This is a genomic window from Rhodanobacter lindaniclasticus (genome assembly GCF_004799035.1).
GTDB lineage: Bacteria > Pseudomonadota > Gammaproteobacteria > Xanthomonadales > Rhodanobacteraceae > Rhodanobacter > Rhodanobacter lindaniclasticus.
Genome location: NZ_MWIO01000013.1, coordinates 186,254 through 213,235 on the forward strand (window position 1 = coordinate 186,254; position 26,982 = coordinate 213,235).

The 26,982-nt window shown below is 68.0% G+C and carries 27 protein-coding genes and 1 tRNA gene; 12 read left to right on the forward strand and 16 right to left on the reverse strand.

Going from position 1 to position 26,982, the window contains the following annotated elements:
* Positions 1–11 precede the first annotated feature (11 nt).
* The 14 genes from fliD to B1991_RS04335 all read right to left on the reverse strand — a co-directional run bounded on the left by fliD (position 12) and on the right by B1991_RS04335 (position 14,896).
* Positions 12–1,406, reverse strand: coding sequence for a flagellar filament capping protein FliD (gene fliD / locus B1991_RS04270; RefSeq protein WP_136257458.1), 1,395 nt, complete (start codon positions 1,404–1,406; stop codon positions 12–14).
* 65 nt (positions 1,407–1,471) lie between these two features.
* Positions 1,472–2,914 (reverse strand): flagellin N-terminal helical domain-containing protein, encoded by a 1,443-nt coding sequence (locus B1991_RS04275; protein WP_136257459.1) that lies wholly within the window; start codon positions 2,912–2,914, stop codon positions 1,472–1,474.
* Between the two features lie 125 nt (positions 2,915–3,039).
* Complete coding sequence (gene flgL / locus B1991_RS04280) at positions 3,040–4,242, reverse strand: flagellar hook-associated protein FlgL (RefSeq protein WP_136257460.1); 1,203 nt, start codon at positions 4,240–4,242, stop codon at positions 3,040–3,042.
* A gap of 3 nt (positions 4,243–4,245) precedes the next feature.
* Positions 4,246–6,120, reverse strand: coding sequence for a flagellar hook-associated protein FlgK (flgK, locus tag B1991_RS04285; protein WP_136257461.1), 1,875 nt, complete (start codon positions 6,118–6,120; stop codon positions 4,246–4,248).
* A gap of 120 nt (positions 6,121–6,240) precedes the next feature.
* Positions 6,241–7,299: a flagellar assembly peptidoglycan hydrolase FlgJ gene (gene flgJ, locus B1991_RS04290; RefSeq protein ID WP_136257462.1), complete on the reverse strand. Its 1,059-nt coding sequence runs from the start codon at positions 7,297–7,299 to the stop codon at positions 6,241–6,243.
* A 13-nt stretch (positions 7,300–7,312) separates the two neighbouring features.
* Positions 7,313–8,410, reverse strand: coding sequence for a flagellar basal body P-ring protein FlgI (locus B1991_RS04295; protein ID WP_210772088.1), 1,098 nt, complete (start codon positions 8,408–8,410; stop codon positions 7,313–7,315).
* Positions 8,411–8,647: 237 nt separating this feature from the next.
* The gene (flgH, locus tag B1991_RS04300) at positions 8,648–9,328 is read right to left on the reverse strand and encodes a flagellar basal body L-ring protein FlgH (RefSeq protein ID WP_136257463.1); all 681 of its coding nucleotides are present in this window, start codon (positions 9,326–9,328) and stop codon (positions 8,648–8,650) included.
* 11 nt (positions 9,329–9,339) lie between these two features.
* Positions 9,340–10,125: a flagellar basal-body rod protein FlgG gene (gene flgG, locus B1991_RS04305; protein WP_136257464.1), complete on the reverse strand. Its 786-nt coding sequence runs from the start codon at positions 10,123–10,125 to the stop codon at positions 9,340–9,342.
* A 49-nt stretch (positions 10,126–10,174) separates the two neighbouring features.
* Positions 10,175–10,915, reverse strand: a complete 741-nt coding sequence (gene flgF / locus B1991_RS04310) for a flagellar basal-body rod protein FlgF (RefSeq protein ID WP_136257465.1) — start codon at positions 10,913–10,915, stop codon at positions 10,175–10,177.
* A gap of 89 nt (positions 10,916–11,004) precedes the next feature.
* Positions 11,005–12,228 carry a flagellar hook protein FlgE gene (flgE, locus tag B1991_RS04315; RefSeq protein WP_136257466.1) on the reverse strand — a complete coding sequence of 408 codons (1,224 nt, stop codon included), beginning with the start codon at positions 12,226–12,228 and terminating at the stop codon, positions 11,005–11,007.
* A 37-nt stretch (positions 12,229–12,265) separates the two neighbouring features.
* Positions 12,266–12,910, reverse strand: coding sequence for a flagellar hook assembly protein FlgD (locus B1991_RS04320; protein ID WP_136257467.1), 645 nt, complete (start codon positions 12,908–12,910; stop codon positions 12,266–12,268).
* Positions 12,911–12,956: 46 nt separating this feature from the next.
* Positions 12,957–13,379 (reverse strand): flagellar basal body rod protein FlgC, encoded by a 423-nt coding sequence (gene flgC / locus B1991_RS04325; protein WP_136257468.1) that lies wholly within the window; start codon positions 13,377–13,379, stop codon positions 12,957–12,959.
* Complete coding sequence (gene flgB, locus B1991_RS04330; protein ID WP_136257469.1) at positions 13,379–13,780, reverse strand: flagellar basal body rod protein FlgB; 402 nt, start codon at positions 13,778–13,780, stop codon at positions 13,379–13,381. Before flgB ends, flgC begins: the two co-directional genes overlap by 1 nt.
* A gap of 168 nt (positions 13,781–13,948) precedes the next feature.
* The gene (locus tag B1991_RS04335; RefSeq protein ID WP_136257470.1) at positions 13,949–14,896 is read right to left on the reverse strand and encodes a chemotaxis protein; all 948 of its coding nucleotides are present in this window, start codon (positions 14,894–14,896) and stop codon (positions 13,949–13,951) included.
* Positions 14,897–15,202: 306 nt separating this feature from the next.
* On the opposite strand from B1991_RS04335, the gene B1991_RS04340 reads away from it, so the two are divergent.
* From B1991_RS04340 to B1991_RS04380, 9 genes are all read left to right on the forward strand, one after another.
* Positions 15,203–16,507: a methyl-accepting chemotaxis protein gene (locus B1991_RS04340; protein ID WP_136257471.1), complete on the forward strand. Its 1,305-nt coding sequence runs from the start codon at positions 15,203–15,205 to the stop codon at positions 16,505–16,507.
* Positions 16,504–17,208: a flagellar basal body P-ring formation chaperone FlgA gene (gene flgA, locus B1991_RS04345; RefSeq protein ID WP_136257472.1), complete on the forward strand. Its 705-nt coding sequence runs from the start codon at positions 16,504–16,506 to the stop codon at positions 17,206–17,208. Before B1991_RS04340 ends, flgA begins: the two co-directional genes overlap by 4 nt.
* Before the next feature lie 155 nt (positions 17,209–17,363).
* Complete coding sequence (gene flgM / locus B1991_RS04350) at positions 17,364–17,687, forward strand: flagellar biosynthesis anti-sigma factor FlgM (protein ID WP_136257473.1); 324 nt, start codon at positions 17,364–17,366, stop codon at positions 17,685–17,687.
* Positions 17,684–18,130, forward strand: coding sequence for a flagella synthesis protein FlgN (locus tag B1991_RS04355; RefSeq protein WP_136257474.1), 447 nt, complete (start codon positions 17,684–17,686; stop codon positions 18,128–18,130). The genes flgM and B1991_RS04355 overlap by 4 nt, the downstream gene beginning before the upstream one ends.
* Before the next feature lie 102 nt (positions 18,131–18,232).
* Positions 18,233–19,528, forward strand: coding sequence for an EAL and HDOD domain-containing protein (locus B1991_RS04360; protein WP_246031046.1), 1,296 nt, complete (start codon positions 18,233–18,235; stop codon positions 19,526–19,528).
* A gap of 195 nt (positions 19,529–19,723) precedes the next feature.
* A complete protein-coding gene (locus B1991_RS04365; protein ID WP_136257475.1) occupies positions 19,724–20,002 on the forward strand; it encodes an oxidative damage protection protein in 279 nt (92 codons plus the stop codon).
* A gap of 82 nt (positions 20,003–20,084) precedes the next feature.
* Positions 20,085–20,160 (forward strand) — tRNA-Phe (locus B1991_RS04370).
* A gap of 230 nt (positions 20,161–20,390) precedes the next feature.
* Positions 20,391–20,807 carry a hypothetical protein gene (locus B1991_RS04375; protein WP_136257476.1) on the forward strand — a complete coding sequence of 139 codons (417 nt, stop codon included), beginning with the start codon at positions 20,391–20,393 and terminating at the stop codon, positions 20,805–20,807.
* Positions 20,808–20,868: 61 nt separating this feature from the next.
* Entirely contained in the window at positions 20,869–21,153 is a 285-nt protein-coding gene (locus tag B1991_RS04380; protein WP_136257477.1) for a 2-hydroxyacyl-CoA dehydratase, read from the forward strand.
* A 90-nt stretch (positions 21,154–21,243) separates the two neighbouring features.
* Here the strand turns inward: B1991_RS04380 and B1991_RS04385 are convergent, their stop codons facing one another.
* Positions 21,244–22,029, reverse strand: coding sequence for a DUF3047 domain-containing protein (locus tag B1991_RS04385; RefSeq protein ID WP_246031047.1), 786 nt, complete (start codon positions 22,027–22,029; stop codon positions 21,244–21,246).
* 239 nt (positions 22,030–22,268) lie between these two features.
* Here B1991_RS04385 and B1991_RS04390 point away from each other — a divergent pair, with 239 nt between their 5' ends.
* The 3 genes from B1991_RS04390 to B1991_RS04400 all read left to right on the forward strand — a co-directional run bounded on the left by B1991_RS04390 (position 22,269) and on the right by B1991_RS04400 (position 25,051).
* Positions 22,269–22,661, forward strand: coding sequence for an HU family DNA-binding protein (locus B1991_RS04390; protein ID WP_136257478.1), 393 nt, complete (start codon positions 22,269–22,271; stop codon positions 22,659–22,661).
* Between the two features lie 208 nt (positions 22,662–22,869).
* Entirely contained in the window at positions 22,870–23,304 is a 435-nt protein-coding gene (locus tag B1991_RS04395) for a PepSY domain-containing protein (RefSeq protein ID WP_136257479.1), read from the forward strand.
* Positions 23,305–23,398: 94 nt separating this feature from the next.
* The gene (locus tag B1991_RS04400) at positions 23,399–25,051 is read left to right on the forward strand and encodes a M28 family metallopeptidase (protein ID WP_136257480.1); all 1,653 of its coding nucleotides are present in this window, start codon (positions 23,399–23,401) and stop codon (positions 25,049–25,051) included.
* 244 nt (positions 25,052–25,295) lie between these two features.
* Here B1991_RS04400 and B1991_RS04405 read toward each other — a convergent pair whose 3' ends face one another.
* Positions 25,296–26,918 (reverse strand): alpha-glucosidase family protein, encoded by a 1,623-nt coding sequence (locus tag B1991_RS04405; RefSeq protein ID WP_136257481.1) that lies wholly within the window; start codon positions 26,916–26,918, stop codon positions 25,296–25,298.
* Between the last annotated feature and the right edge of the window lie 64 nt (positions 26,919–26,982).

A 26,982-nucleotide genomic window follows, 5' to 3' on the forward strand; every position in this document is an offset into this window, starting at 1 on the left:
GTCTCCTGCCCTTACTTCTTGTTGATGTTGTTCAACGCGTCGAACTGCTGCTGCAGGTAGCTGCTGGTGCTGTTGAGCTTGCTCATCAGCGTGTCCAGCGCGGTGAATTGCGCCTGGTAGCGCGCGGTGAGGTCGGCCATGCGGCTGTCCAGCGTGGCTTGCTGGTCCTTCAGCGCGCTCAGCTGCTGGCTGATGCTGCTGGTGCGGCCGGCCAGCGTGCCGTTCGTGCCGACCCACTGGTCGAGCTGGCCGTTCAACTGGGCGGCCAGGCCGGTATCGCCGCCGAACAACTGGCTGGCGAGCTTGCCGCCGTCGCTCATCGCCTGGGTCAGCTTGTCGTTGTCCAGCTTCAGTGTGCCGTCCACCTGCAGCGAGATGCCCAGCGCGGCCAGCGAGGTGCCGTTGGCCACGCCGCCCACCAGCCGCGAGAGCGTGCTGTTGATGCCGTTGATGGTGGCGTCGCCGATCATGGCGCCGGCCGTGCCACTGGTGGCGTCGTACTTGGTGAGGTTCTGGTAGATCCCCACGAAACTGTTGTAGGTATTGACCAGGTTGCTCAGCGCGCTGCTGCCCTTGCCGGGGTCGTTGGCCACGGTCAGCGTGGTCTGGCCCGAAGCGACCAGGTTGAGGGTCAGGCCGTCGATGGCGCCGCTGACGCTGTTGCCGGCGCTGTGGCCGGCTACGTCGTCGATGCTGTACTTCGCATCCTGTGCGGCGGTGATGACGGTCAGCGCGTTGCCGCTGCCGGCGGCCGCATCGTAGTCGAGTGCGGCCAGGCCGCCGTCGCCGCCGCTGCTGCTCACCACGAAACCGTTGGCCGCGCCGGTGCGCGTACCGCTGAGCACCAGGTGCGCACCGTCGGTGCCGGTGACGATGGTGGCGCTGACGCCGGGATTGTCGCTGGCCTTGTTGATGGCGTCGCGAACCTGGGCCAGCGAGTTGTTGGCATCGGTGAGATCCAGGCTCATCGACTTGCCATCCACCGTGAGGCTGAGCGTGCCAGTGCCCACCTTGGCGCTGCTGTCGGCGAACGCGCCGGAGGAAGCCTTGAGCGCGGTGGCCAGCTGGGTGACGTCGATCTTGTAGCTGCCGCTGACCGGGGTGCCGGAGGCCGTGGCACCGAGGACGTCGGTGTCGGCGGCGGTCACCGTGCGCGCATTGAAGGCGCTGCCGTCGGTGATCGAGGCCATGGCTGATTGCAGCGCGGAGAGCGCGGCGCTGACCTGGCCCAGGCCGGACAACTGGGTATTGGCCAGGGCAGCCTGGTTGGTGATCTGGTTCTGCTGCGGCGCCTTCTTGGCGGCCACCAGCTTGTCCACCAGGGTGGCGACATCCAGGCCGGAACCCACGCCCATGGAGGTCAGCAAACCCGTGGTGGGTGTGGTGGAGCCTACCGTGATAGCCATGGACGTCGATTCCCGTAATGAGGGAAACGGCCGCGGACTGTCCGCGGCCGTTTCGGGTCAAGCAGTTACTGCAGGAGCTTCAACACGCTCTGCGTGGTGGCGTTGGCCTGCGCCAGCACCGAGACACCGGCCTGTTGCAGGATGTTGGCGCTGGACATGTTCGCGGTCTCCGCGGCGAAGTCGGCATCCTGGATCTGGCTGCGCGACGCGCTCAGGTTCTGCGAAATGGTCTGCAGGTTGGCGATGGTGGAGGTGAAGCGGTTCTGCACCGCGCCCAGGTCGCTGCGCATGGAGCTGATGGTGCCCAGCGCCGAGTCGATGCGGCTGATGGTGTCATTGGCACCGGCCACCGACTTGACGTTGGCGCTGGCCAGGTCGCCGCCAACGGTGTTCGTGGCGCTGAACCCGAGGACGCCGGTGCCCTTGGAGCCACCGACCGTGAGCGCTTCCTGCGAGGCCAGGTGCAGCACACCCGTGGTGGCGTCGGCGTAGGCCGAAACACCGGCGATGCCCTTGGCATTGATCGCGGCCGCCAGCGAAGCGGCGTCGTTGAACGTGCCTTCGATGCCGACCGCCGAACCCGAACCGGCCTGCAGCGTGAACTCGCCGGAGCCCAGGGTCAGCGGGGTCGCGTCGCCGACGGCCACGCCGGTGACACCGGCGGTGACGGCGCCAACGGCCGCATTGGTGCCGGCAGTCACGGCCATTGCATCGGTGGTGGCCGTGTTCTGGGTGATCACCAGACCACCGGCAGAATCGGTGACCGTGTACTTGCCCGCCGCGTTGGAGTCTGCGTCCAACTGGCCCTGCACATCGGCGGCCATGGTCGCATAGGTGCCGCTGGCGTTGGCAGCTACGTTGACGGACACGCCCGCAAAGGTGAAGTCCGTGGCCGCCGTGGCCGAGGCTACTGTCACAGCGGCGGTGCCGACGACGGCCGTCGTGGCCGAAGTGGCAGTGAACACGCCCGTCGCGCTCGCGGCCGAGGCGATCTTGCCCACCTGCGCCGAACCCGCACCCTGGCTCAGGTTGACCGAAATGGTCTCGCCGACGTTGGCACCGATCTGGAACGCGGCCGAACCGAAGCTGCCGTCCAGCACATGGCGGCCGTTGAAGGTGGTCTGCTGCGAGATACGGGTGATCTCGGCCAGGCGCTGCTGCACTTCGGCATCGAGCGCAGCGCGGTCGGAGTCGGAGTTGGTGGCGTTGGCGGACTGCACGGCCAGCGTGCGGATGCGCTGCATGTTGTTGGTCACCTCGTTCAGCGCCGACTCGGTGGTCTGCGCCAGCGAGATGCCGTCGTTGGCATTGCTGACGGCCTGGTTCAGGCCGTTGATCTGGGTGGTGAAGCGGGTCGAGATGGCGAGGCCGGCGGCATCGTCCTTCGCGCTGTTGATGCGCATGCCCGAGGACAGGCGCTCGATCGCGGTGCTCAGTTTGCTCTGCGAGGCAGCCAGGTTTTTCTGGGCATTCAGCGAGCTGATGTTGGTGTTGACGCTCATGACCATGGGAATTCTCCGAATCGAGTTGGTATGCCGACATTGGTCGGCTCAGACAATCCGGCGGGGATTCACCATTGAATGCATCCGCCTTGTGTGCTGTTTCGACCCGTCACACGAAAACTTGAGCCTTGTCAACGCAAATAATCGAAAAGTTTTGAACCCTGGATCTTGGTGAACGTCTGCTGCGCGGCTTGCAGCGCGGTGGTCTGCGCACCGAGCTGGCTGATCGCGTCGTAGTAGTTCAGATCCTGCACGTCGGAGAGCGACGTCTTGTACTGCAAGGTGAGGTCGTCGTTGAGCGCGCCCTGCTGATCCAGCGCGTTCATGCGCGCGCCGACCAGGCCGCGCGTGCGCGTGATGGAGTCGAGCGCCTGGTCGAGATTGGCGAACTCGGTATTGAGCGCGTTCTGCATGGGCGCGTCGCCGCCGTTGGGCATGCGCAGCGTCTTGATGATGTTGTCCAGCGTGGTGAACACGTCCTGCTTGCCCGAGGCGCCGAGCGCGAAGCTGTCGCCGGCATCGGGTGTACCGCTGAAAGCGACCTGCGCACCGCGGAAGCTGACGCTGCCGCCCTTGGCCGGGTCATAGCTGCCGCTGTCGAGCACGGCGCCGCCGGCATCGCGCACTTCGTACGCATCGGCGGCGGTGAACACGATGCTGTAGGCACCGCCATCCCATGCCGACGGACTGGCCGACGGATCGCTGACGCTGCTGGCGCCGGCCACCATCGAGCCGGTGTTGGCCGCCGCCGCGCTCACCGCGAAGGTGCCGTTGCCGGTGGGGATGTCCATGAACACCGCGCTGCCCGCGTCGCCGGTGGCCACCTGCAGGCCGGGACCGGCGGCGACCATGCGCTGGCCGTCATCGCCGAGGTAGCTGACCGAGTCGCCCGAGACGAACGGCTGCGTGCCGGTGCGGTTGCCGGCGAAAATGTATTCGCCCTGGCCGTCGGTGCTGTTGGCCTGGCCCAGCATCTGGCCGCGCAGTTGCGACAGTTCGGCGGCGATGTCGCCGCGGCTGCCGTCGGTCTGGCTACCGTTGGCAGCCTGCAGCAGCAGGGTGCGCACGCGCTGCAGCACGTTGCCGGTGTTGGACAGGGTCTGGTCTTCCAGGCCCAGCCGCGCGTTGGCCGAGGTGATGTTGCGCTGGTATTGCGCCGAGTCGGCGATCAGGTGCGACATGTCCAGCGCACGCGCCGCGCCGACCGGATCGTCGGACGGCTGGTTGATCCGCTTGCCGGTACTGAGCTGCGTGTTGAGATCGGACAGATCGCTCTGCCGGTTCATCATGCTGCCGACGGACTGCTGCTGGATCCAGCTGGTGGAGACGCGCATGGTTTAACTCCGCACCGCGCCGAGCAGCGCGTTGAAAATGCTGTTGGCCGTGCTGATGACCTGGGCCGAGGCCTGGTAGGCCTGCTGGTAGCGCACCAGGTTGGCGGCTTCCTCGTCCAGGTTCACGCCGGAGACGCTCTGCTGCGCGCCCATCGCCTGGTTGTAGACCGCGGTCTGCGTGGTCAGCTCGTCCTTGGCCAGCGCGCCGGCGCTGCCGACCTGGCCGACCAGCTGGCTGTAGGCGCGACCGGTGCTGGTGACGCCGCCGTCGAGCACGCCGAGATTGGCGACCTTGCCCAGCATCAGCGCGTTGGCGTTGTCGCCCTGCGCGTTGCTGTTGGCCTTGAGGCTGAAGCTGTCGCCGGCCTGCGGCGCGCCGTCGAGCTGCATGCTCCAGCCGTTGTGCACGATCGGCTGGCCGGCGGTGAAGGTCTGCGCCGGGCCGCCGTCGATGCTGTAGCTGGTGGGCGAGCTGAACACGATCGAGGAGGCGTTGAGCAACGCCGGGTCGCTGCCGTCGGCGATGCTGGCGCGAGCGATGGCGGAACTGGTGTTGCCGGCGCCGGCAGCGACCACGAACGGGGCGGCGGCGGCGATCTTGTCGGGCTGGTCGATGGTCACCGCGAAGCTGGCCGCGGCATCGCGGCTCGGCTGCACACGGAAGCTGTCGCCCGCGCTGGCACCGCCACCGACCACCAAGCTCAGGCCCGCGGCGGTGAACGGATCGGCGCTGGTGCCACTGCCACCGAGCGCCACCGCGTTGCCGCTGGTGTCGCGCATGCTCCAGGCCGTACCGTCGAAACTCAGCACGTATTCCTTGGCGCCCAGTGCGCCGATGTCGGTGATGCTGGCGCTGACGGTGCCGTTGCCGTTGTTGGTCGAGGCGCCCTGCACCGTGGGTCCGGCGGCGGCGAAGAACTGGCCGCCGACATCACCGTGCAAATCCACGCCCTGCGCATGCTGCGCGTTGAACGCGCTGGCCATCGCCTGCGCCGCCCGGCCGAGCTGGATCCGCGCCGGGTCCAGCACGTTGCTGCGGAAATCCAGCAGCGCGCCCAGCGCGCCGCCACCGATGCGTCCGCTGATCACGTTGCCGCTGCCGGCGCCGACCACCTCCACGCGGGTGGCGTCGTAGACGTTGGCGGCGGTGCCCAGCGCGTGCGCCTCGGTGCCGGTGACCAGCGCCTGGCCGTTGCCGGCGAACACGCTGATGGTGTTGTCGTTCTGCGGCACTACGCTGATGCCCACCTCGCCAGCCAGCTTCTTGACCAGCGCATCGCGCTGGTCGAGCAGGTCGGCCGGCGGCATGCCTTCGGTGGAAGAGAACGAGCGGATCTTTTCGTTGAGCTTGGCGATCGACTGCGTGTCGACATTGATCGCGTCGACGGTGTCGCCGATCTGCTGCTGGATCTGGCCGGAAAGCTGGCTGAACTGGCCGGACAAGGCGCGGAACGTGGTCGCCAGCCCGCCGGCGCGGGCCAGCAGCACCTGGCGCGAGGCGGCATCCGAGGGCGCGTTGGCCATGTCCTGCACCGCGCCGTAGAAACTGTCCAGCGAGGTCTGCAGGTTGCTGCTGCCCGCCAGCTGGTTGTTGAGCTGGGCCGTGAGCCCGGCCATGGTGCTCGCGCGACCCTGCCCCGAGCTGGCCGACCACAGCGAGCTGTTGAGAAATTCGCTGTAGGCACGCTGCACCGCCACCGTGTTCACGCCCGTGCCCACGTAATACCCGGCCTGCCCCTCGGGCAGCCGCGCACCGAACGACACCACCTGGCGGCTGTAGCCGTCGGTGTTCACGTTGGCCACGTTGTGGCTGACCGTGCTGAGCCCGATCTGCGAAGCAAGCAACCCGGACACGCCGGTCGAAAGCATGTCAGCCATGGTGGTACATCCTCGACAACGGGGGCACCGCCGGAATCGCGCGGTACGTAGTGACGGTAACGGCGGCCGGCTCAATCTCTTTAATCAACGCGGGAACCAACCGCGGCGAGGGGCGCGCGTTCATTCGGCGCCGCCATCTGCATGCAGGCTCGCCAACGCCTCGCGCATCTGCGCGCTGTTGGCGATCGCGGTGATCTTGGCCACATAAGCCGGGTCGGTGGCATAGCCGCCGTGCACCAGCCCGCGGGCGAACGCGGCGATGTTCTCGCCCTGGCCCAGCGCCTGCGCATAGCGCGGGCTGTCGGAGATCAGGCGCGCGTAATCGGCGAACGAATCGGCCGGCGAATCGTAGGCGCGGAACGCATCGCGCTTGCGCACCGCCACGCCATTCTCGTATTCCAGCGTAGGCACGCTGACCTTGTCGCCGTCCCAGCTGCTGCCGGCCTTGATGCCGAACAGGTTGAAACTGCTGCTGCCGTCGCCGCCCGTGGGCAGGTGCTTGCCCCAGCCCGTTTCGAGAGCGGCCTGCGCCAGCAGCGCGCGCACCGATACGCCCAGTTTCTTCGCCGCCTCCGCCGCATGCGGCGCCAGCGCGCGCACGAAATTCACCGGATCGCCGCCGGGCAGCAACCTGGCCGCGGTATCGGCCACATCCATCGCGCCACGACCCATGCGATCGAGCACGCGTTGCCATGGCGAGCTGTCGTCGGCAGTCGACGGCATGCCGAGTGCGCTCGTCGCATCGTCGCCAGCGGCGGGGTCAGCGCCCAGTTGCAGCAGTGCGCGCACATGGGCATTGCGCACGTCGGCGACCGGCATCGCGAAAGCCTGATCGGGGGCAGCAGTAGCCGCTGCTTCCTTGCCGCCCAGTTGGCGCACCAGCATCTTCGCGATGCCCAAACCGTTCTTGCCGTTGGCCAGGCTCAGCGACAGCTGCTGGTCGAACAGCTGGCGATAGGAATCGACCTGCTCGCTGCCGGCGAGGTCGCTGCCCATGCCGGCGTTCGCCTCGCGCATGGACTTGAGCATCATCTGGGTGAAGATCGCCTCGAACTGTTTCGCCACCGCCGGCAGCGCGCTCTTGCCGCCGTCGCTGCGCGCCTGCGCGCGCAACTGCTGGAAGCCGGACAGTTCGGTCCAGGTATCCAGCGCGGGGGAGGAGGGGTTCAGCGGCGTCATCACATCACCTCGCTCAGATCACCACCAGGTCGGCATGCAGAGCGCCGGCCTGTTTCAGTGCCTGCAGGATGGAGATCAGGTCGCTGGGCGTGGCGCCCACCTGGTTCACCGCGCGCACGATCGCATCCAGGCTCACGCCCGGGCCGAACTTGAACATGTGCGCGCCTTCCTCGCTGACCTGCACGCTGCTGGACGGCACGATCGCGGTCTGGCCCTGGCTGAACGGCGCCGGCTGGCTGACCTGCGGCTGTTCGCCGATGGTCACCTGGATCGCGCCGTGCGCCACCGCTGCGGCGGTGACGCGCACGTCCGAGCCGATCACCACGGTGCCGGTGCGCGAGTTGACGATGATCCGCGCCGGCGCGTCGCCCGGCTGCACGTCGAGATTCTGGATCGCGCCCAGCCACGCCACCTTCTGCGCCGGGTCCTGCGGGCCGCGTACCGATACCGTGCCGCCGTCCACCGGCTGCGCGGTGCCGGCGCCGTAGGCCTGGTTGATCGCGGTGGCGATGCGCGTGGCGGTGGTGAAGTCGGCCGTGTTGAGGTTCAGCATCAGGTCGCCGCCGCCGGCGAACGAGGAGGCCACCACCCGCTCCACCGAGGCGCCGTTGGGAATGCGCCCGCTGGCGGAGATGTTCACCTGCACGCTGGAGCCGCTCTTGCCCTGCGCGCTGATGCCGCCGACCACCACGCTGCCCTGCGCCACCGCGTAGACGTTGCCGTCCGCGCCGCGCAACGGCGCCATCAGCAGCTGGCCGCCGCGGATGCTCTTGGCGTTGCCGATCGAGGCGACGGTGACGTCGATGGTCTGGCCGGGCTTGGCGAACGGCGGCAGGTCCGCCGTGACCATCACCGCCGCGGCGTTCTTCAATTGCGGCCGCGCATTGGCCGGCACGGTGATGCCGAACTGCTGCAGCATGTTCTCCAGGCTCTGGGTGGTGAACGGCGCCTGCGTGGTCTGGTCGCCGGAGCCGTCCAGGCCCACCACCAGGCCGTAGCCGATCAGCTGGTTGCTGCGCACGCCGGCCACCTGCGCCAGGTCGCGGATCTTGTCGGCGTGGGCGGGAGTGACGAGCAGCAGACACAGCGCGATGCCCAAGGCGAGCCGCACACTGGCTCCCTCTCCCCTCGGGGGAGAGGGTTGGGGTGAGGGGACACGCTTGCGAAAGAGGTGGATCACGCCGCGCACAAGAGCCAGAGCGTTGTGCGCGTGCCTGGATTCGCGCGCGACAATCCGCCCCTCATCCCAACCTTCTCCCCGAGGGGGAGAAGGGGCGAAGGTGCCGTGCGGGTTCGCGCCCTCGTGCCTCCGCGCACCCGTCAAGCCAATGGACAAATGGGCGTTCATTCAAAAGGGCATCCACTTGGAATTGAAGAAACGCGACAGCCAGCCGCGCGTGTTCGCGTCGGCGAGGGTGCCGCGGCCGGTGTAGCTGATGCGGGCATCGGCCACGCGGGTGGACGGCACCACGTTGTCCTGGCCGATGTCCTGCGGGCGCACGATGCCGGCGATGCGCACCAGTTCCTGGCCCTGGTTGATGGTCAGCCACTTCTCGCCGCGCACCATCAGGTTGCCGTTGGACAGGCGCTGCGCCACGGTGACGGTGATCTGCCCGGTGAGCTGGTTGCTCTGGCTGCTGGAGCCGGCGCCGTCGAAGCTGCGCTCGCCGTCCACGCCGATGTCGGCGACCTTGCCGCCGATCGCCAGCGCGTGACCGAGCACGGTGGGCGAGGCGAGCTTGGCCTTGTCGGTCTTGCTGGTGCTGGTGGTGGCCTTCTTGCTGGCCTGGGTGCTCTCCACCAGCGCCACGGTGAGGATGTCGCCCACGCGGTGCGCGCGCGGATCGGCGAACAGCTCCATGTTCTGCTGCTCGTGGTAGATCGAGCCATCGGCAGGCGCCGCGGCGATCTGTTGTGCGGGCGGCAGGGTCGGCGCCCACTGCGCGTCGTCGCGTGCAGTGGGGCCGCTGGCGCAACCGGCCAGCAGGGCCAGCGCGCACACGGCAAGGGGGAAACGGCAGGCAGGCATCACGTCGCGCCTCAGGTCTTGTTGGTGAGGAACTGCAGCATCGAGTCGGCCGCCGACACCGCCTTGGAGTTCATCTCGTAGGTGCGCTGGGTCTCGATCATGTTGACCATCTGCTCCACCACGTTGACGTTGGAGCTTTCCAGCGCGCCCTGCGCCAGCGTGCCCAGGCCGTTGAGTCCGGGCTGGCCGATCTGCGGCGAGCCGCTGGAGGCGGTCTCGAGATACAGGTTGTCGCCGTTCGGCTGCAGGCCGGCCGGGTTGATGAAATCGGCCAGCTGCACGGTACCGATCTGCTGGGTGGCGGCCTGGCCGGGCAGGCTCACGCTGACCGTGCCGTCGCTTCCGATGGTGATGCTCTGCGCATTCGCCGGCACGCTCAGCGCCGGATCCAGCGCGTAGCCGTTGGCGGTGACGATCTGCCCGTTCTGGTCCATGTGCAGCGAACCGTCGCGGGTATAGGCGATGGTGCCGTCGGGCATCGTCACCTGCAGGAAGCCGCGGCCCTGCACGGCCACGTCCAGCGAGTTGCCGGTCTGTTCGATGTTGCCCTGGGTGAACAGCTTCTCGCTGCCGACCACGCGCACGCCGGTACCCAGCATCAGGCCGGACGGCGCCTGCGTCTGCTCGGTGGTCTGCCCGCCGGGCTGGCGCAGGTTCTGGTAGACCAGGTCCTGGAACGCGGCGCGCGCGCTCTTGTAGCTGGTGGTGTTGGCATTGGCCAGGTTGTTCGAGATCACGTCCATGCGCGTCTGCTGCGCATCGAGGCCGGTCTTGGCTACCCACAAGGATGAAAACATGTCGTTGGACTCCGTCTGGACGTCTGGATGTCTGTTTTAATGAGGCCGGTCAGGTCATCTGCAGCAGGCGCGAGGCGGCCTGCGCGTTTTCGTCGGCGCTCTTGATCGAACGGATCTGCAGCTCGTACTGGCGCGACAGCTGGATCATCTGCACCAGCGTCTGCGAAGGGTCGACGTTGCTCGACTCCAGCACGCCGGATTTCAGCGTCACCGCCGGATCCGACTGCGCGGTAGTGCCGTCGGCGAGATGCATCAGCCCGTCGCTGCCCAGCGCGAGCTGGTCGACGGCCGGGTTGACCAGCTTGATCCGGCCCACCGCGGCGATGGTTTCCGGCGACTGGCCCATCGGCACCACCGACACGGTGCCGTCGGCGCCGATGTTCATCTGGCTGCTCTGCGGCACGCTGATCGGACCGCCCTCACCCAGCACCAGGTTGCCGCGCGCATCGGTGAGCAGGCCGTCCGGGGTCAGCCGAAGTTCGCCGGCGCGGGTGTAGCCCTCGCTGCCGTCGGCGCCCTGCACCGCGATCCAGCCGGTGCCCTGCACGGCGACATCCAGCGTGCGGCCGGTCTCGATCTGGCCGCCCTCGCGCAAGTCCACGCCCAGCCCGTGCGCCACGCCGTTGACGCGCGTGGCCAGCCCCGGCCCCTGGATCACCAGCGGCTGGAAGGCCGACAGCTGCGCCTTGAAACCGACCGTGTCGGCATTGGCCAGGTTGTGCGCCACCTCGGACTGCGCCCGCATCATCTGCGTGGCGCCGGTCATGGCGACGTAAAGGGAACGATCCATGAAGAGTTCCTCGAGGAGTGAGTGGAGAGGAGTGAGAAGAGAGAGAAAGCCGCGTTTCCCTCACTTCCTCACTCCTTGCTCCTCACTTCTCAATTGCGGATGTTGATGATGGTCTGGGTGAGCTGGTTGTCGGTGGAGATCACCTGCGCATTCGCCTGGTAATTGCGCTGCGCCTTGATCATGTTGACCAGCTGGGCGGTGAGATCGGCGGTGTTGGAGGCCTCCAGCGCGCCGGCCTGCACGCTGCCGAAGGTGCCGTTGCCGGCCGCGCCCATCACCGGCGTGCCGGAGTCGAAGGAGGCCGCCCAGTTGGTGTTGTCCAGCTGGCGCAGGCCCTGCTCGTTGGAGAACTGGGCGATCGCCAGCTGGCCCAGCGCGGTGCTCTGGCCATTGGAGTACTTCGCCTGCACCACGCCCTCGCGCGAGACGTCGATGCTGGACAGGATGCCGGTGGGATAGCCGTCCTGGTTGATCGCGCTGGCGGCGTAGGCGTTGCCGAACTGGGTGGCCTTGGTCATGTCCAGGGTCAGCTGCATCGGGTCGGCGCCCGGGCTCACCGCCGCGGCGGGGAACGCGAGCTGTCCGTTGGCCGGGGCAATCAGGCTGCCGTTGCTGCCGAAGGTCAGCGTCTGCGGCGTGCCGACCGCGGTGCCGTCGATGTAGAGATTGGTGTTCCACACGTTGGCCGCCGGGTCCTTGACGAAATACACCACGCCGTTGTGGGTGGCACCGAGCGAGTCGTAGGCGGTGAACGGCGTGGCCTGGTTGTAGCTGGACGGATCGTTCAGCGGGTCGAAGGCGGTCGCCGGCGCCGTGGCGTCGGAAGGCAGGTTCAGGGCCATCTGCACCGAGCTGGTGGCCTTGGCCGCGTTCTGCGCGGTGAACAGCTGCAGGTCGGTCATGGTGCTGGTGTCGAAACCGCCGCCGGCCACCGAGGGGAACACCTGCAGGCGCTGGCCGTTGGCGTTCATCACGTAGCCGTTCTGGTCTTTCTGGAACGCGCCGGCGCGGGTGTAGGAGTAGCCCTTGCCGTCGCGCACGGTGAAGAAGCCTTCGCCGCTCAGGGCGAAGTCGAGACTGTTGTTGGTGGTCTCCACGCTGCCGGCGGTGAACTGCTGGGCCACGTTGGTGAGGCGCACGCCGCTGCCGACCTGGCTGGAGCTCAGGTTGGGGCCGGCCGCGCTGAACAGCTCGGCGAACTGCGCGCGCGAGCCCTTGAAACCGGTGGTGCCGGTGTTGGCGATGTTGTTGGCCGTGACCTCGAGATCTTTCGAGGCGGCGTTCAGACCGCTCAGTGCAATGTTGAATGCCATCGGAGCATTTCCTCGTTCGGTTGCGACCCGGAGGTCGTCAGTTGATCTGTGCGACCTGACTCAGCAGGACCCCGCCAAAACCATCCACGTCCAGATAGGTGCCGTCGGCACCGGTCATGCCCACGCCGGTGACCTTGCCGCTGACGTACGTCGCCACGGCGGTGTTGCCGGCCTGCGCGGCCAGGCCGTAGGTGCCCGGCGCCAGCGCCTCGCCGTTGTCGCCGATGCCGTCCCAGTGGAAGCGCACCAGCCCCGGCGAAGGCTTGCCCAGGTCGATCGTGCGCAGCACGGTGCCGCTGGCGTCGGTGATCTTGACGAACACCTGGCCGCCGCCGTCGGGCACGTTGACCGCGCCGTCCATGCCGCTCGCGGCCAGCGTGCCGGCCTCCGAAGGCACCACCACGTCGCGGCCGATCATCCCGCTGGCCTGCAGGATCTGGTTGCCCTGCAGCGACTTGCCGAGATCGTCGAACGAGGTCTGCAACGCCTGCGTCGCCGAGACCTGGCTGATCTGCGCGAGCTGGCTGACCATCTGCGATGAATCCATCGGCTTGGTCGGGTCCTGGTTGCGCATCTGCTGCACCAGCAGGCTCAGGAAATCGGCCTGGCCCAGGGTTTTCTCCTTGCCCAGGCTGGCTGCCTTCGCCGCGCTGGCGGCATTGCCGATCGCCATGTCGCTCATGCGTGGTTCCTCGTGGCGGACTGAAGGTGGTTCATGCGTTGGCGCCTCACTTGCCCAGATCCAGGGTTTTCTGCAGCAGCTGCCGCGCCGAGTTCATGACCTCGACGTTGTTCTGGTACGAGCGCGAAGCCGAAATCATGTTGACCAGCTCGTCGACCGGGTTGACGTTGCTCGCATAGACGTAGCCGTCGGCATCGGCCAGCGGGTTGCCCGGTTCGTAGCGGCGGGGAATCGCCGCCTGGCTCTCGGTGACGCCGAGCACCTGCACGCCGTCGCCGGGCGCATTCGGATCGCCGGCGCCCTGCTGATTGCGGATGGTGGCGAACAGCGGCTCGCGCGAGCGGTAGGCCGCTTCGGGCGAACTGGCCACGCTGTCGGCATTGGCCAGGTTGCTGGCCACCGTGTTGAGGCGGGTCGACTGCGCGGCCATGCCGGAGCCGGCCACGCTGAAGATGGAGAACATCGACATCAGCCCTGGCCTCCGTTGATCGCCATCCGCAACATGCGGATCTGTGCGGTGATGAAGGACAGGCTGGCCTGGTAGTGCACGCCGTTGGCGGCGAACGCGGCCTGCTCCACCTGCGCATCGACGGTGTTGCCGTCCATGCTGGACTGGGTCGGCACGCGGTAGGCGAGCGTTTCGGCGCTGCGCCCGGCGCCGGCGATCTGCCCCGGCGCATCGGTTTCCAGCGCCACGCCGTTCGCCGCGCCGCTGGCCGTGGCCAGCGCCTTGCGGAAATCCACGTCGCGCGCCAGGTATCCGGGCGTGTCGGCGTTGGCCAGGTTGTTGGCCAGCACCTCGGTACGGCGCTGCCACAGGTCAAGCGCCTGGGTATGGATGCCGAACAGATTGGGGGTGGATGGGTTCATCGTTTCGCTCCGCATGCACTGCTGCACGGAAGCGAAAGGCAAATTGCATGCCACGGGCCGGGAAGCCTTGCGGCAGCTCAAATTCCGCGCATGTCGCACGGCACCGTCAGGCCGATGCCGCGGCGAAAGACGGTTTGTTGACGCAGCCCCGGCGCCGCGCGCCCGGCGTCAGCCGGTTGCCGCCTGCGGTGCGGCGACAGGTTCGGGCAACAGTTCCATCACTGCCTGCGCCAGCTGGTCGGGATGGAACTTGGCCACGAATCGGTCGGCCTTGACCTCCTTCACCATGCCCTCGTTGAACATGCCGCTGAGCGAACTGTGCAGCAGCACCTTGATCCGGCGCAGCGTCGGTGCTTCGCGGATGGCGCGGGTCAGCGCATAGCCGTCCAGGCGCGGCATCTCGATGTCCGACACCACCAGTTCGATCGCCTGCGCCGAGTCGCCTGCGGCCAGTTCCAGCAACCGCTCCAGCGCCTCGCGCCCGTCCTTGGCCACCACGCAATCGGTGCCCAGCTGCTTGAACAGATTGACCAGCCGTCGGCGCGCGATGCCCGAATCGTCCACCACCATCACCCGCCGCGAGGCCAGCGAACGGTGGCTGGCCTCGCGTTGCAGCCCCGCCGACAGCTCGGCCGGCGGTGCGTCGATGCTGGCCAGCACGTGCTCCACGTCGACCACCGCCAGCAGCGCGCCATCGACCCGGGTCACCGCGTTCACCCGCGAACCGAACCCCAGCGCGCTGGCCGGCGCCGCCATCGCGTCGCCCGCGCAATGCACCATGCGCTGCAGGTCGGCCACCAGGAAACCCTGCACCGAGCGGTTGAACTCGGTGACCATCAGATGCGCCGACTCGACCTCGCGCAGCGGCGCGTAGCCCAGCGCGGCGGCGAGGTCGATCACCGGGATGGTCTGCCCGCGGTAATCGCAACTGCCCGCGATCAGCTCGTGCACGCCGTGCAGGCGCTCCATCGGCGGGCGGCGCAACACCTCGCGCACCTTGAACACGTTGATGCCGAACAGCTGCTCATCGCCCAGCCGGAACAGCAGCATCGCCACCCGGTTGTGCCCGGCCAGCCGCGTGTGTTGCTCCACTTTCTCCAGCAATGTGCCGGCCATGCGGCCTCCCTCGGCAAGCGTGGCCGCAACGCGACCGTCTGCTGCGCTATCGGCAGCCCGCGCCGCGTCTTTAGCCGAACGCGTCCGCGAACCCGCAGGAGCCCGCTCGCGGGCGATGCTCCTGCTCTTGGAAGCTCTTGCGAATCCCGAATCCCGGCTTCAAAAGCATCGCCCGCGAGCGGGCTCCTGCAGGTGGGCGGTGCGGGCAGCGTCGACGGCACTGGCACGCGGATTGCTTGCTCAAGCTTCGACATCCGTGGCCGATGCAGCAGCCATTCCATCCCTTTGCGAGTCGATGCCAGCACCATGAGCTTTCTCCTCAAACAGCACATTGCCGCCCTGGTGAAGGCCGCCGCCCAGGGCGATGACGCCGAGCTCGCCGTGCTGCGACGCCGCCATCCGCGCACCGCCGCGGTGCTGGCGCCGCTGCTGGCGCGCGCCGCCAGCCGACCGCCGTCGGCGGTGGCGTTGCAGACCATGGAGCAGCAAGGTCTGGTGCTCGGTGCCGCGCAACAACTGGCGCGCGAGCAGACTGCGCTGGACCAGGCCGCCGCCGAAAGCCGCGCCAGCGTCGATCGCTTGACGGATGGCAGCGCCGGGATCTCGACGGCCCTGCAGCAACTGGCCACCGATCTGGAGCAGGCCGGCCAAGCCGGCACCGTCGGCGCCGAGGGCGTGAGCGAGCTGGACGGCCAACTGCGCCTGCTGCGCAGCGCGCTCAGCGCGATGAATCGCAACCAGAGCAAGCTGGCCGAACAGGTCGCACAGATCCGCAAGCTGACCGGCGCGGTGCAGGAGATCGCCCACCAGACCAATCTGGTGGCGTTGAACGCCGCCATCGAGGCGGCCCGCGCCGGCGAGACCGGGCGCGGCTTCGCGGTGGTGGCCGACGAGGTCAAGCAGCTGGCCGAGAAGACCGCGCTTACCACGACCGAGATCGAGACCGTCACCGTCTCCATCGGCGATTTCTCGCTGCAGCTCGATGGCGACGTCAACCACGGCCTGCAGCAGCTCAAGCGCGCCCAGGTCGGCGTGAGCCAGTCCAGCCACCTGCTGGGCGAAGGCAGCGCCGCCTTGCGTACCGCCAGCGAGCGCGTCCGCAAATTGCAGCAGGGGCACGACGCGCAGCATGCACGCGCGACCACGGCGCAGGCCGCGCTGGGCGCCTCGCAGCGCCGCAGCAACGAGGCGCGGCGGCAATCCGAATCACTCCACCGCGCCGCCCTGCTGACGCATCGCCTCGGCCTGGACTGGCTGGAAGGCGAAAGCGGCAACGATCCGGCCAGCCTCAGCCTGACCGTGCGCGAAGCGGCCATGAACCTGCGTCAGGCGATGAACCTGGCCCTGCTCGAACCGGCCGCGCTGGATCGGCGCTGGTTCGACACCCACGCCCTGGTCAACGGCGTGCGGCGGCTGGCCCACCTGCGCCACGGTGCCGACAACGGCGCCGCGCTCGGCGATGCCGGTTCCCAGCTGGGCGAACAGGGCCAGCGCTTCATCACCCTGCTCGGCGCCGGCCAGCTCGACCAGGCCAGCGCCGTGGCACGCGAACTCGAAGCCGGCCAGGACGCCCTGCTCGCCCAGCTCGACGCCATGCTGGCCGACGCATGACCCTGCGCGCCGCCCTCGCCACCGTCGGGTTGACAGCGTTGCTCGGCAGCGCCACCGCGCATGCCGCTGCCACGCAGTCGCTGGACAGCGTGCGTGCGGCGGCCGAACAGGCGGTGCAGGATCGTTACAGCCGGCCCGGCAGCCGCGTGGTGGTGAGCACCGAGCCGCTGGACACGCGCCTGCAACTGGAGGCGTGCAGCGAACCGCTGCGCGCGCTCGTTTCCGACCAGGCGCAGCCGCGCTCGCGGATGACCGTGCCGGTGCAATGCCCGCAGCCCGGCGGCTGGATCGTGCGCGTGCCGATCCGGTTGCAGGTGTTTCGCCATGTGCTGGTGAGCAGCCGCGCGCTGCTGCGCGGCGACGGCATCGGCGCCGCCGATGTGCATGCCGAGGAACGCGACGTGACCCGCCTCGGCTACGGCTACCTGGACAACCTCGACCAGATTGCCGGCCGCACGCTTTCGCGCGCACTGGCGCGCGGCAGCGTGCTCAGCCCCGGCAGCCTGGGAGGGCGACGCATGGTGCGCGCGGGCGACCACGTGCAGGTGCTCGCGCAGCTCGAAGGCATCTCGGTGCGCGCCGAGGGTGTGGCGCTGGGCAGCGGCGACAATGGCGCCCGCCTGCGCGTGCGCAACGCGGCATCGGGCCGGGTGATCGACGCCATGGTCAGCGCGCCGGGCGTGGTGGTGGCTCTGCCGTGAAACCGACACTCCTCATTCGAACCATGAAAATCAGTCACTTGTGCCACGGCGCGAGCGGTGGCCACGGCCCGGTCGATTTTTCGACGGGCTGCTAAAGTTTTCCGGACAGCGGCCGATTATCCAGTCACAGGGCACACTCCAGCGGGACGGGTTCCATGAACACGACGATTACCAACAACGGTTTGCCGAAGCTGCCGCAGGCCGGCAGCGGCACGGGCAGCGGCACCTCGACCAACGCGGCCGCCGCGCCGGAGGCTTCGGTCGCCGCCCCACGCAGTGCCGATCAGCTCAAGCTGACCGACTCGGCTCGGGCACTGCAGGAGGCCGCCCGGCTGGGCGACGCTTCGCCGATCGACGCCAAGCGGGTCGAGCAGGTGCGCCAGGCCATTGCCGACGGCAGCTACAAGATCGACGCCGGCAAGATCGCCGATCGCCTGCTGGCGATGGATCAGCAACTCGGCGGCACGGACAAGGCATGAGACAGCCGCTGCAGCACGAACTGAACGATGCGCTGGCGTCCGTTCTGGACGAGATGCAGCAGCGTGCCAACGAACTGCAGTCGACGCTGGAAGACGAGCGTGCCGCGCTCGACCACGCCGACGCCGAAGCACTGGACGCGGCCGGCAACCGCAAGCAGGCACTGATGCAGCAACTGGAGCAGCTCGACGCCGAGCGCCAGTTGCTGCAGCGCCAGCAGCCGGTCGGCGATGCCATGCGCGCATCGCGCTGGGCGCAGATCCTGCAGGTGTTGCGTCACTGCCACGCGCTCAACCTGCGCAACGGCAGCCTGGTCAACCAGCGGCTGGCGCAGTTGCGCCAGGCACTGGCCATCCTCACCGGCCACGCCGGCGAAGGCGAACTCTACGGCAGCAGCGGTGAACTGCATGGCAGCCTCCGCTCCAAGTCGCTGGCTGCCGCATGACCTCCACTCTCATCCAACCCGCTGCCACCTGTCCCCGCAGGCGACTCCCCCACTGACCGCGCGGCAGCCGCTGGCTGGCCTCGCACCGACGCGATGACCGACATGAGCAACCTCCACGCTTCCCCCGTCGCCTCTTCCAAACACGCCAGCGCTGCCGAGCAGCAGCAAAACACTCCGCTTGTCCCGCTGGCCACGCCGCTGCCGGTACTGCGCACGCCGATGCTCGACCGCGAGCGCAACCTGTTCGCCTACGAGATCGTCTTCCACTGCGAGCCGGGCGACGAGCAGAACCTGCTGCGCAGCGTGCTCTCCACCATCACCGACGGTGCGCTGACCCGGCTGGTCCGCGGCAACCGCGCCTTTCTCAACCTGCCGGCCGAACTGCTGCCCGAGGATTCCGACGTGCTGTTGCACCAGCCGCGCCTGGGCGTGGTGCTGCAGCCCTCGGTGGCCGACGACCCGGCACTGATGAAGCGCCTGCAGCAGATGGCCGAACGTGGCTGCCAGCTGCTGCTGGAAGCCGGCGACATCGACCCGGAAAACAGCCGCCAGTTGCAGGCGCTGCTGCAGATCGTGCAACTCGCACGGCTGGACGCCAGCCGGCTCACGCCGGAAGCCCTGAAGGAACGCACCGACTACCTGTTCGCCCGCGGCATCCGCGTGGTCGTCGGCCAGGTCAACGACCATCCCACCTACGAGCGCTGCCTCGAACTGCAGGTGCAGGCGGTCCAGGGACGGTTCCTGCTGATCCCGCAGCCCGTCGCCGTGCCGGTGCTCACCGCCAACCGCATGAGCATCCTGCGCCTGATGGGCGCGTTGCAGGAAAAGAATCCCGGCCCGGTGGAACTGGGCAACATCATCCGCGATGACGCCGTGCTCAGCTACAAGCTGCTCAGCTGCGTGAACTCCGCCTATTTCGCCCTGCCGCGCCAGCTGAAGTCGGTGCAGCAGGCGGCGATCTTCTTCGGCGTCACGCGCATGCGCAACTGGATCGAGACGATGTCCATGTGCAGCATGGACGATCATCCCCCCGAGTTGCTGCGCGCGGCGCTGATCCGTGCGCACATGTGCGAGAAATTCGCCGCCGGCAACTCGGCCATCTCGCCGGAAACCGCCTTCACCGTGGGCCTGTTCTCGCTGCTGGACACGCTGATGTGCGCGCCGATGGACTTCCTGCTCAGCCATCTGCGGCTGGTGCCGGAAGTCAGCGAAGCACTGACCGACCGCAGCGGTCCCTACGGCGCCCTGCTCAAGCAGATCATCGCCTGGGAAGCCGGCGAAATGACCGGCGGCATGGCCACGCCCCAGCGCATCATGAGCATGGCCTCGATCTACCTTGGCGCCACGCAGTGGGCCGACCAGGTGTTTGCCTCCGCCAACGACAAGCAGGCGGCCTGACCGCAAGCCGGCCAACGCCGGGGCGGGCATGCCCCGGCGCGACAAGCCCGCGTCCATCGCCGATAATGCGCATTCGTCGCGAATGCGCCGCGTCGGCAACTCCGCTTGCCGCAGATCAGCGACCCCGACCCCGCGCGCATCGCACACTCCCACGCCGTACCCGCGCGCTTTTCGCGCGCGCACAGGAATGAACCGATGAGCCGCACCATCCACTGCAGCAAACTCCACGTCGACGCCGAAGGCCTCGACTTCGCCCCCTGGCCCGGCCCGCTCGGCCAGCGCATCTACGCGGAGATCTCCAAGCCCGCGTGGCAGCAGTGGCTGGCCCACCAGACCACCCTGATCAACGAGTACCGGCTCAACCCGCTCGACGCGAAATCGCGCCAGTACCTGGGCGAGCAGATGGAGAAATTCCTGTTCGGCGGCGATTTCGACCAGGCCGCCGGCTTCACCCCGCCGCCCTCCGCGTCTTGACGATCCCGCGCACTTTCGGTCTAATGCACGGCTCCACGCATCAACGGCAACCCACCCGGTTGTGCTTGATCGCCAGGTTCCCGGCCGGGTAGCTCAGTTGGTAGAGCAGGGGATTGAAAATCCCCGTGTCGGCGGTTCGATTCCGTCCCCGGCCACCATGAATTCCAAGGGCTTGCAGCGATGCAGGCCCTTTTCATTTTTCGCAGCTGCCGTTCGCCGGCGGTTGCGCAGCACGCTCTGCGGCGCCCGGTGGCGGTCAGCATCCCCACCCCTGCCCATGTCCGGCGGGTATCCGGTCGATCTGCCTGGTCTTGCCGAAGCGCCCGCGTCCCCTCGCAAGGGCAATTCGCCGTGCCCCTCTGCCGGATGGCGAGGGGATTTTCGGCTGGTGACGCCCGATCCTGTGACGCAGTTCTCATTTGGCACGGTTTCTGCTGCCGGTTTCAGTGAACCACCCCGGTTCCGTCATCGAGAAGCAGCCATGGAAGAAGTCATCGATTGCACCGCATCGAACTCTCCCGAAGAACTGGCGATCCATTTCCTGCTGCGCCACGCGGCGTGCCGCATGGCGCTGACCGGACAGGCCGATGAAGAAGCGTTGCTGCAGGCAATGCTGCGGATCCGCCGGGACCAGCGGCGACAGGACGTGGCCCCGGCACGCACGCCGGCACCGGTCGAGGCCGCGCCCGCGGCCAGGGTGACGAGGGACGACAGTTGCGCCGCACGTTTTTCCCGTGCATATGCCGCTGCACGTCACCGGGCCTCGCCGGCCGACACTGGCTGGCGCGCACGCGACGCGGCCTGAGGGCGGCGCGGGTGGGGTGGCCATGCGAAAATACGCGAACTCCGCCCCGACCAGTGTCCCGATGACAGCCTCGAAATACGATTTCCGCCAGTTCCAGGAAGAACTCGCCCAACTCGAACGCAAGACCCCTGCCCCCGCACCGGCCAAACCGGTGGGCAAGAAGGCCGCCGCCGCGCAGCGCCTGTCGGTGGCGCGCGATGAGTTCCTGGCCCTGCGCCAGCGTCACGGGCTCAGCGTGGCCGACGTGGTGGCGTTCTTCCCCGAGGAGGAAGGCATCGCCTACCTGCAGGAACTGATTGCCGCCGCGCAGACCAAGCCGCGCCGCCGGACCAAACCGAAACCGTAGGGCGGGCACTGCCCGCCATCGTCATGTCGCGAAATGGCCGGCGGGCGGTGCCCGCCCCACGCGATGGGGTCACGCAAAAAACTGCACAAGCTATTCGGCAGCGGCTGGAGCGAGCGTCACGTCGCCGAACCACGCCTGCACGTGGCCACCGGTGTTGTCGGTGTCGGCGGCGAGCGCGATGCCGGTGATACGTGGCGCGGGGCGACCGAATGCGGCCAGGTAGTCGGCGGCGAGATCGCGACTCTGCACCTGCCAGGCGCCGGCGCGGGCGTTGCCGCTTTGCAGGACCACCGTGTGCATCAGCGGCGAGAACGGACTGGGAGCGATGGTGCCGATCGGATGCCGGTTGTCCCACACGTAGCAAAGCGCCGCGGTGGGCATCGCGTGGCCCAGCGCGCGGCGGGCCAGTTTCAATTTCATGCGCTGCAGCCAGGACAGGCTGGACGGCGGCACGTCGAAGAACACGTAGACGCGCGCGGCGAAATCGTCGCCCTTCTTCCGCGCGAGATCCGCCGCCGCCACGCTGTGGTCCACCTTCCAGCGCCAGCCGAGCGTGGTGGCGGCAGGCAGGTCCAGCGTGTGGGCGATGGCGCCGGCAGCGTGATCGGCGTCGATGTGGAACACGCCGTGGGCGCCGTCGCGCACGATCGCCATCGGCGCCGCCGGACGGTGCCGCGACATGGCATACGCCTTCCAGCCTGCCGGCAGCGTGTTGCCCGGTGCGGCGTCGGAGAACCGCAGCGTGATCGGCGTCGCCGCCCACGCGACCGGCATGAGCACAAGCAGCAGCATCGCCCATCGTGACCGGCGCAAGCCGTGCGCGCGTCCACGCATGGTGCGTCCGGCCTGCCGGCTCGTCGCGGAAAGTTTCGTCATGGGCCAAGCCGGTGGGGAACGTGCGGGGAGCATACCGGTGCGATGTGCAGCGGGCGTGGATGACGAAGCACGCGAGCCGCATCTGTGCGTCGTGCAACGCCGCATCCGGCGCGCCGCGAAAAAAATATCGCGATTGAAGCGCGACAGTTGCGTCAAACCCCTAAAATTTCGCTACATTGTGCGGGCCGCAAGGCCTCCGAGCCCAGAAAGCCGGGGTTTCCTACTATCGAGACCAACTAATGGCTACCAAAACCACTGCCAAGAAAGCTCCCGCCAAGGCTGCCAAGCCTGCCGCCGCCAAGTCCGCCGCGCCGGTCAAGCCGATCGGCGAGAGCCTGTCGAAGTCCGGGCTGATCGCCCACATCGCCGCCCAGGCCAATGTCGAAGCAAAAGCGGTCAAGGCCGTGCTCGCCGGCCTGGAGTCGGCCGTGCTCGCCTCGGTGCACAAGAAGGGCGTGGGCCAGTTCACCCTGCCCGGTCTGTTCAAGATCAACGCCGTGAAGGTTGCCGCCAAGCCGAAGCGCAAGGGCAAGAACCCGTTCACCGGCGAGGAGCAGGTGTTTGCGGCCAAGCCCGCCACCGTGAAGGTGAAGGTGCGCCCGCTGAAGAAGCTGAAGGAAGCTGCGCTCTGATGTGCGCGGGTTGATCGACCTCGCGTTGATCAATACCGTCTGATCCACTCGCGCGCCGCCGCCCGGCACTCCACCGGGCGGCGGCGTCGCGTTTGCGGTACGGTCCATCACGTTGCTGAACCGTTGGCGGGGATTCACTCCCGCGTTCACCGCGTGTTTTCGTCGGGCACCCAAGACTCGAAGCTTTCCGCAAGCAACGAGGTGCGCCATGAAACCGACGATCCCCTCCCTGGCCCTGGCCCTGAGCATCGGCGCGCTGTCGCTGGGCGCCTACCAGAGCGCGATCGCGCAGCAGGCGCTGACCGAAGCGCAAGTGCGCGCCCGACTCACCGCCCAGGGCTACACCGACGTGCACGACCTCAAGTTCAAGGACGGCATGCGGAAGGCCGAGGCGGACAGCGCCGACGGCAACGACCTGGACGTGCGCGTCGACGCCAGCACCGGCCAGATCTACCCGGATGCGCAAGTCTCCACGCTGAGCAAGCACGACGTGGAAGCGGCGCTGTCGACCCAGGGCTACACCCACGTGCACGACGTGGATTACGACGACGGCATCTGGAAGGCCAAGGCCGACAACCCCGCCGGCAAGAAGGTCAAGCTGCGCATCGACGCGCACAGCGGCAAGGTGATCGGCATCGACTGAGCACAGCCGGCGCCGCGGGCATCCGCCGGGACATGGACCGGTACCGGCTTGTTGACTAGTATCGGGCTTCCCTCCCCCACGTGATGGATTGCCCGTGAAGCGATTGATTCTCTCTGCGCTCATCATCGGCGCCTGTGCCGGCGCACAGGCTGCCGATGTCCCCACCTTCAGCACGCAGCGACTTTCCGACGAGGTCAAGACGCTGAGCTCCGATGCCTTCGAGGGCCGCGGTCCGGCCACGCCGGCGGAGACGCGCACGATCGACTACGTGGTCGAGCAGATGAAGGCCGCCGGCCTGCAGCCGGGCGGCGACCTCAAGGACGGCAAGCGGCTGTGGACGCAGGCCGTGCCGCTGCTGCGCAGCGAGATCATCGGCAAGCCTTCGCTCAGCCTGACCCTGGGCGACAAGAGCGAGCCGCTCACCCAGGGCGAACAGATCGCCATCCGCGCGCCGATGAACGGCGCCAGCGCGATCGACATCAGCCACGCGCCGCTGGTCTTCGTCGGCTACGGCGTGAAGGCGCCGGAGCGCAACTGGGACGACTTCAAGGGCGTCGACCTGCACGGCAAGATCGCCGTGGTGCTGGTCAACGATCCGGATTTCGAAACCGGCAAGGGCGACTTCGGCGGCAAGGCCATGACCTACTACGGTCGCTGGACCTACAAGTACGAGGAAGCCGCGCGGCAAGGCGCGCTGGGCCTGCTGGTGATCCACGAGACCGCACCGGCCTCCTACGGTTGGGCCACGGTGAAGAACTCCAACACCAACACCATGTTCGACATCGTGCGCGACAAGCCGGGCGACTCGCACGTGCCGCTGGAAGGCTGGATTCAGCGCGACCTGGCGGTGCAGCTGTTCAAGCACGCGGGGCTGGATTTCGACAACGCCAAGAAGCTCGCGCAGACGCGCGCGTTCAAGCCGATCGCGCTGAAGGGCGAAAGCCTGTCGGCCAACTTCAAGGTCGACAAGAGCGTGATCACCTCGCACAACATCGTCGGTCGCGTGATCGGCTCCAGGCACCCCGACCAGACCGTGATCTACAGCGCGCACTGGGACCACCTGGGCGTCGGTCTGCCCGATGCCACCGGCGACCGCATCTACAACGGCGCGGTGGACAACGCCACCGGCACCGCGGCGCTGATCGAGATGGGCCGCGCCTTCGCGCACGCGCCGCAACCGGAGCGCAGCGTGGTTTTCCTCAACGTCACCGCCGAGGAAAAGGGCCTGCTCGGTTCGGAGTACTACGCCAGCCATCCGCTGTACCCGCTGGCCACCACCACCGGCGTGATCAACATGGATGCGCTCGACCCGCAGGGCCCCACCCGCGACTTCACCATCTCCGGCAGCGCCAAGCTCGGCCTGCTGGACGATCTGACCGCCGACGCGAAGCAGTTCCACATGGTCTACACGCCGGACTCGCATCCGGAAGCGGGCTACTTCTTCCGCTCCGATCACTTCTCCTTCGCCAAGCGCGGCGTGCCGGCAGTGTCGTTCGGCTCGGGCAGCGACCGCATCGACGGCGGCCTGAAGGCGGGCGAGGCGGCGGACAAGGAATACACCGCCAAGCACTACCACCAGCCCTCCGACGAGTGGCAGGCGAGCTGGCCGTTCACCGGCATGGCGCGCGACCTGCAGCTGCTCTACACCGTCGGCAGCCAGCTGGCGAACTCGGACCAGTGGCCGGGCTGGAGCAAGGACTCGGAGTTCCGCGCCGCGCGTGAGGCAACGGCGGACCAGCGCAAGTAAGGCGTCGGGTGTCGCGTCGCGCACACGCTCGACGCGACACCGGAAACCTCCATCCACAAACGCAGCGCCCTCGTAGGGCGGGCACCGCCCGCCGCTCCTGGTCACGCTGCCACGAAGAGCCGGCGGGCAATGCCCGCCCTACGTCGCGCATGGGCGTACGGCGGTTTCCGATCGACGAGCGAGCGTGATGCGGGGTGCGCTCCTGCAAAGGCGAAGGGCCGCAAGCAACGCAGGGACCGCGCCATCAACCCAGCCGGGCGAACCACGCTCCGTGACCGGGCAGTTGCAGCTTGCCGTCCTGCATCGTGCCGGCTTGCAGGCCGTGACCGTCGAGTGCGACCGGGGCACCTGGCAGCGCCGGCAAGGTCACCTCGACGGTTGAGGTGCCGAGGTTGAACACGACCAGCAGCGTCTGGCCCTGCAGTCGACGGGTGAAGGCGAGGATCGGCTCGGGCGTTTCCAGAAAGGCCATGTCGCCCCAGCGCAGCGCCGGATGCGCCTGGCGCCAGCGCATGAAGGTGCGGAAGCCGTTGAGCACGGATTGCGGGTTGTCCTGCTGTTGCGCCACGGCGCGGGCGCGATGTTCCTCGGGCACGGGCAGCCACGGCATGCCGTGGCTGAAACCGGCCTGTGCGTCCGCGTCGCTCCACGGCATCGGCGTGCGGCAGCCGTCGCGGCCCTTGAACTGCGGCCAGAACGCGATGCCGTACGGGTCGCGCAACGATTCATAGGGCACGTCCGCTTCGGTCAGCCCCAGTTCCTCGCCCTGGTAAATGCACACCGAACCGCGCAGCGAGCAGACCATCGCGGTGAACAGATTGGCCAGCTGCGCCGAGGCGTCGCCGTTGCCCCAGCGACTGAGCACGCGCTCCACATCATGATTGGAGATCGCCCAGCACGGCCAGCCTTCGGTCATCTGCGCTTCCAGCTGGCGTACCGTGTCGCGGATGTGCGCCGCGCTGAAATCCTCGGTGAGCAGCTCGAAGCTGTAGCCCATGTGCAGGCGGCCGTGCATGGTGTACTCGGCCATCGTGGCCAGCGAATCCTCCGAGGAGATCTCGCCCAGCGCGGCCACGTCGGCATAGCCGTCCATCAGCTTGCGCAGTTCGGCCAGGAAACCCAGGTTCTCCGGCTGCGTGTTGTTGTAGTAGTGGTACTGGAACGCGTACGGGTTGGCCGGGCTGAAGCCGCGGCCCACGCGGCGCTCGCTGGGCTTGGCCGGGTTGTCGCGCAGCTGGCGGTCGTGGAAGCAGAAGTTGATCGCATCCAGGCGCACGCCGTCCACGCCCTTGTCCAGCCAGAAGCGCACGTTGTCCAGCGTGGCCGCGCGCACCTCGGGATTGTGGAAGTTCAGGTCCGGCTGCGAGGCGAGGAAGTTGTGCAGGTAGTACTGGCCGCGGCGCGGCTCCCACTGCCACGCACTGCCGCCGAACAGCGACAGCCAGTTGTTCGGCGGCGTGCCGTCGGGCCGCGCGTCGGCCCACACGTACCAGTCGGACTTGGAGTTGTCGCGGCTCTGCCGGCTTTCGCGGAACCACGCATGCTCGGCCGAAGTGTGGCTGAGCACCTGGTCGATCATCACCTTCAAGCCGAGCCCGTGCGCCTTGTGCAGCAGACGGTCGAAATCCTCCAGCGTGCCGAACAGCGGGTCGACCTCGCGGTAGTCGGCGATGTCGTAGCCGAAATCCGCCATCGGCGACTTGAAGAACGGCGCCACCCAGATCGCATCCACGCCCAGCCCGGCCACGTAGTCGAGCCGTTCGACGATGCCCGGCAGGTCGCCCACCCCGTCACCGTCGGTGTCGAGGAAGCTGCGCGGGTAGATCTGGTAGATGATGGCGCCACGCCACCACGGGGTCTCGCTCATTCGCCTGTCCATGCCGTTGTCGCCCGCGTGACAGCGCGCGCAGAAGCGCGTTGCCGTCGGGCCT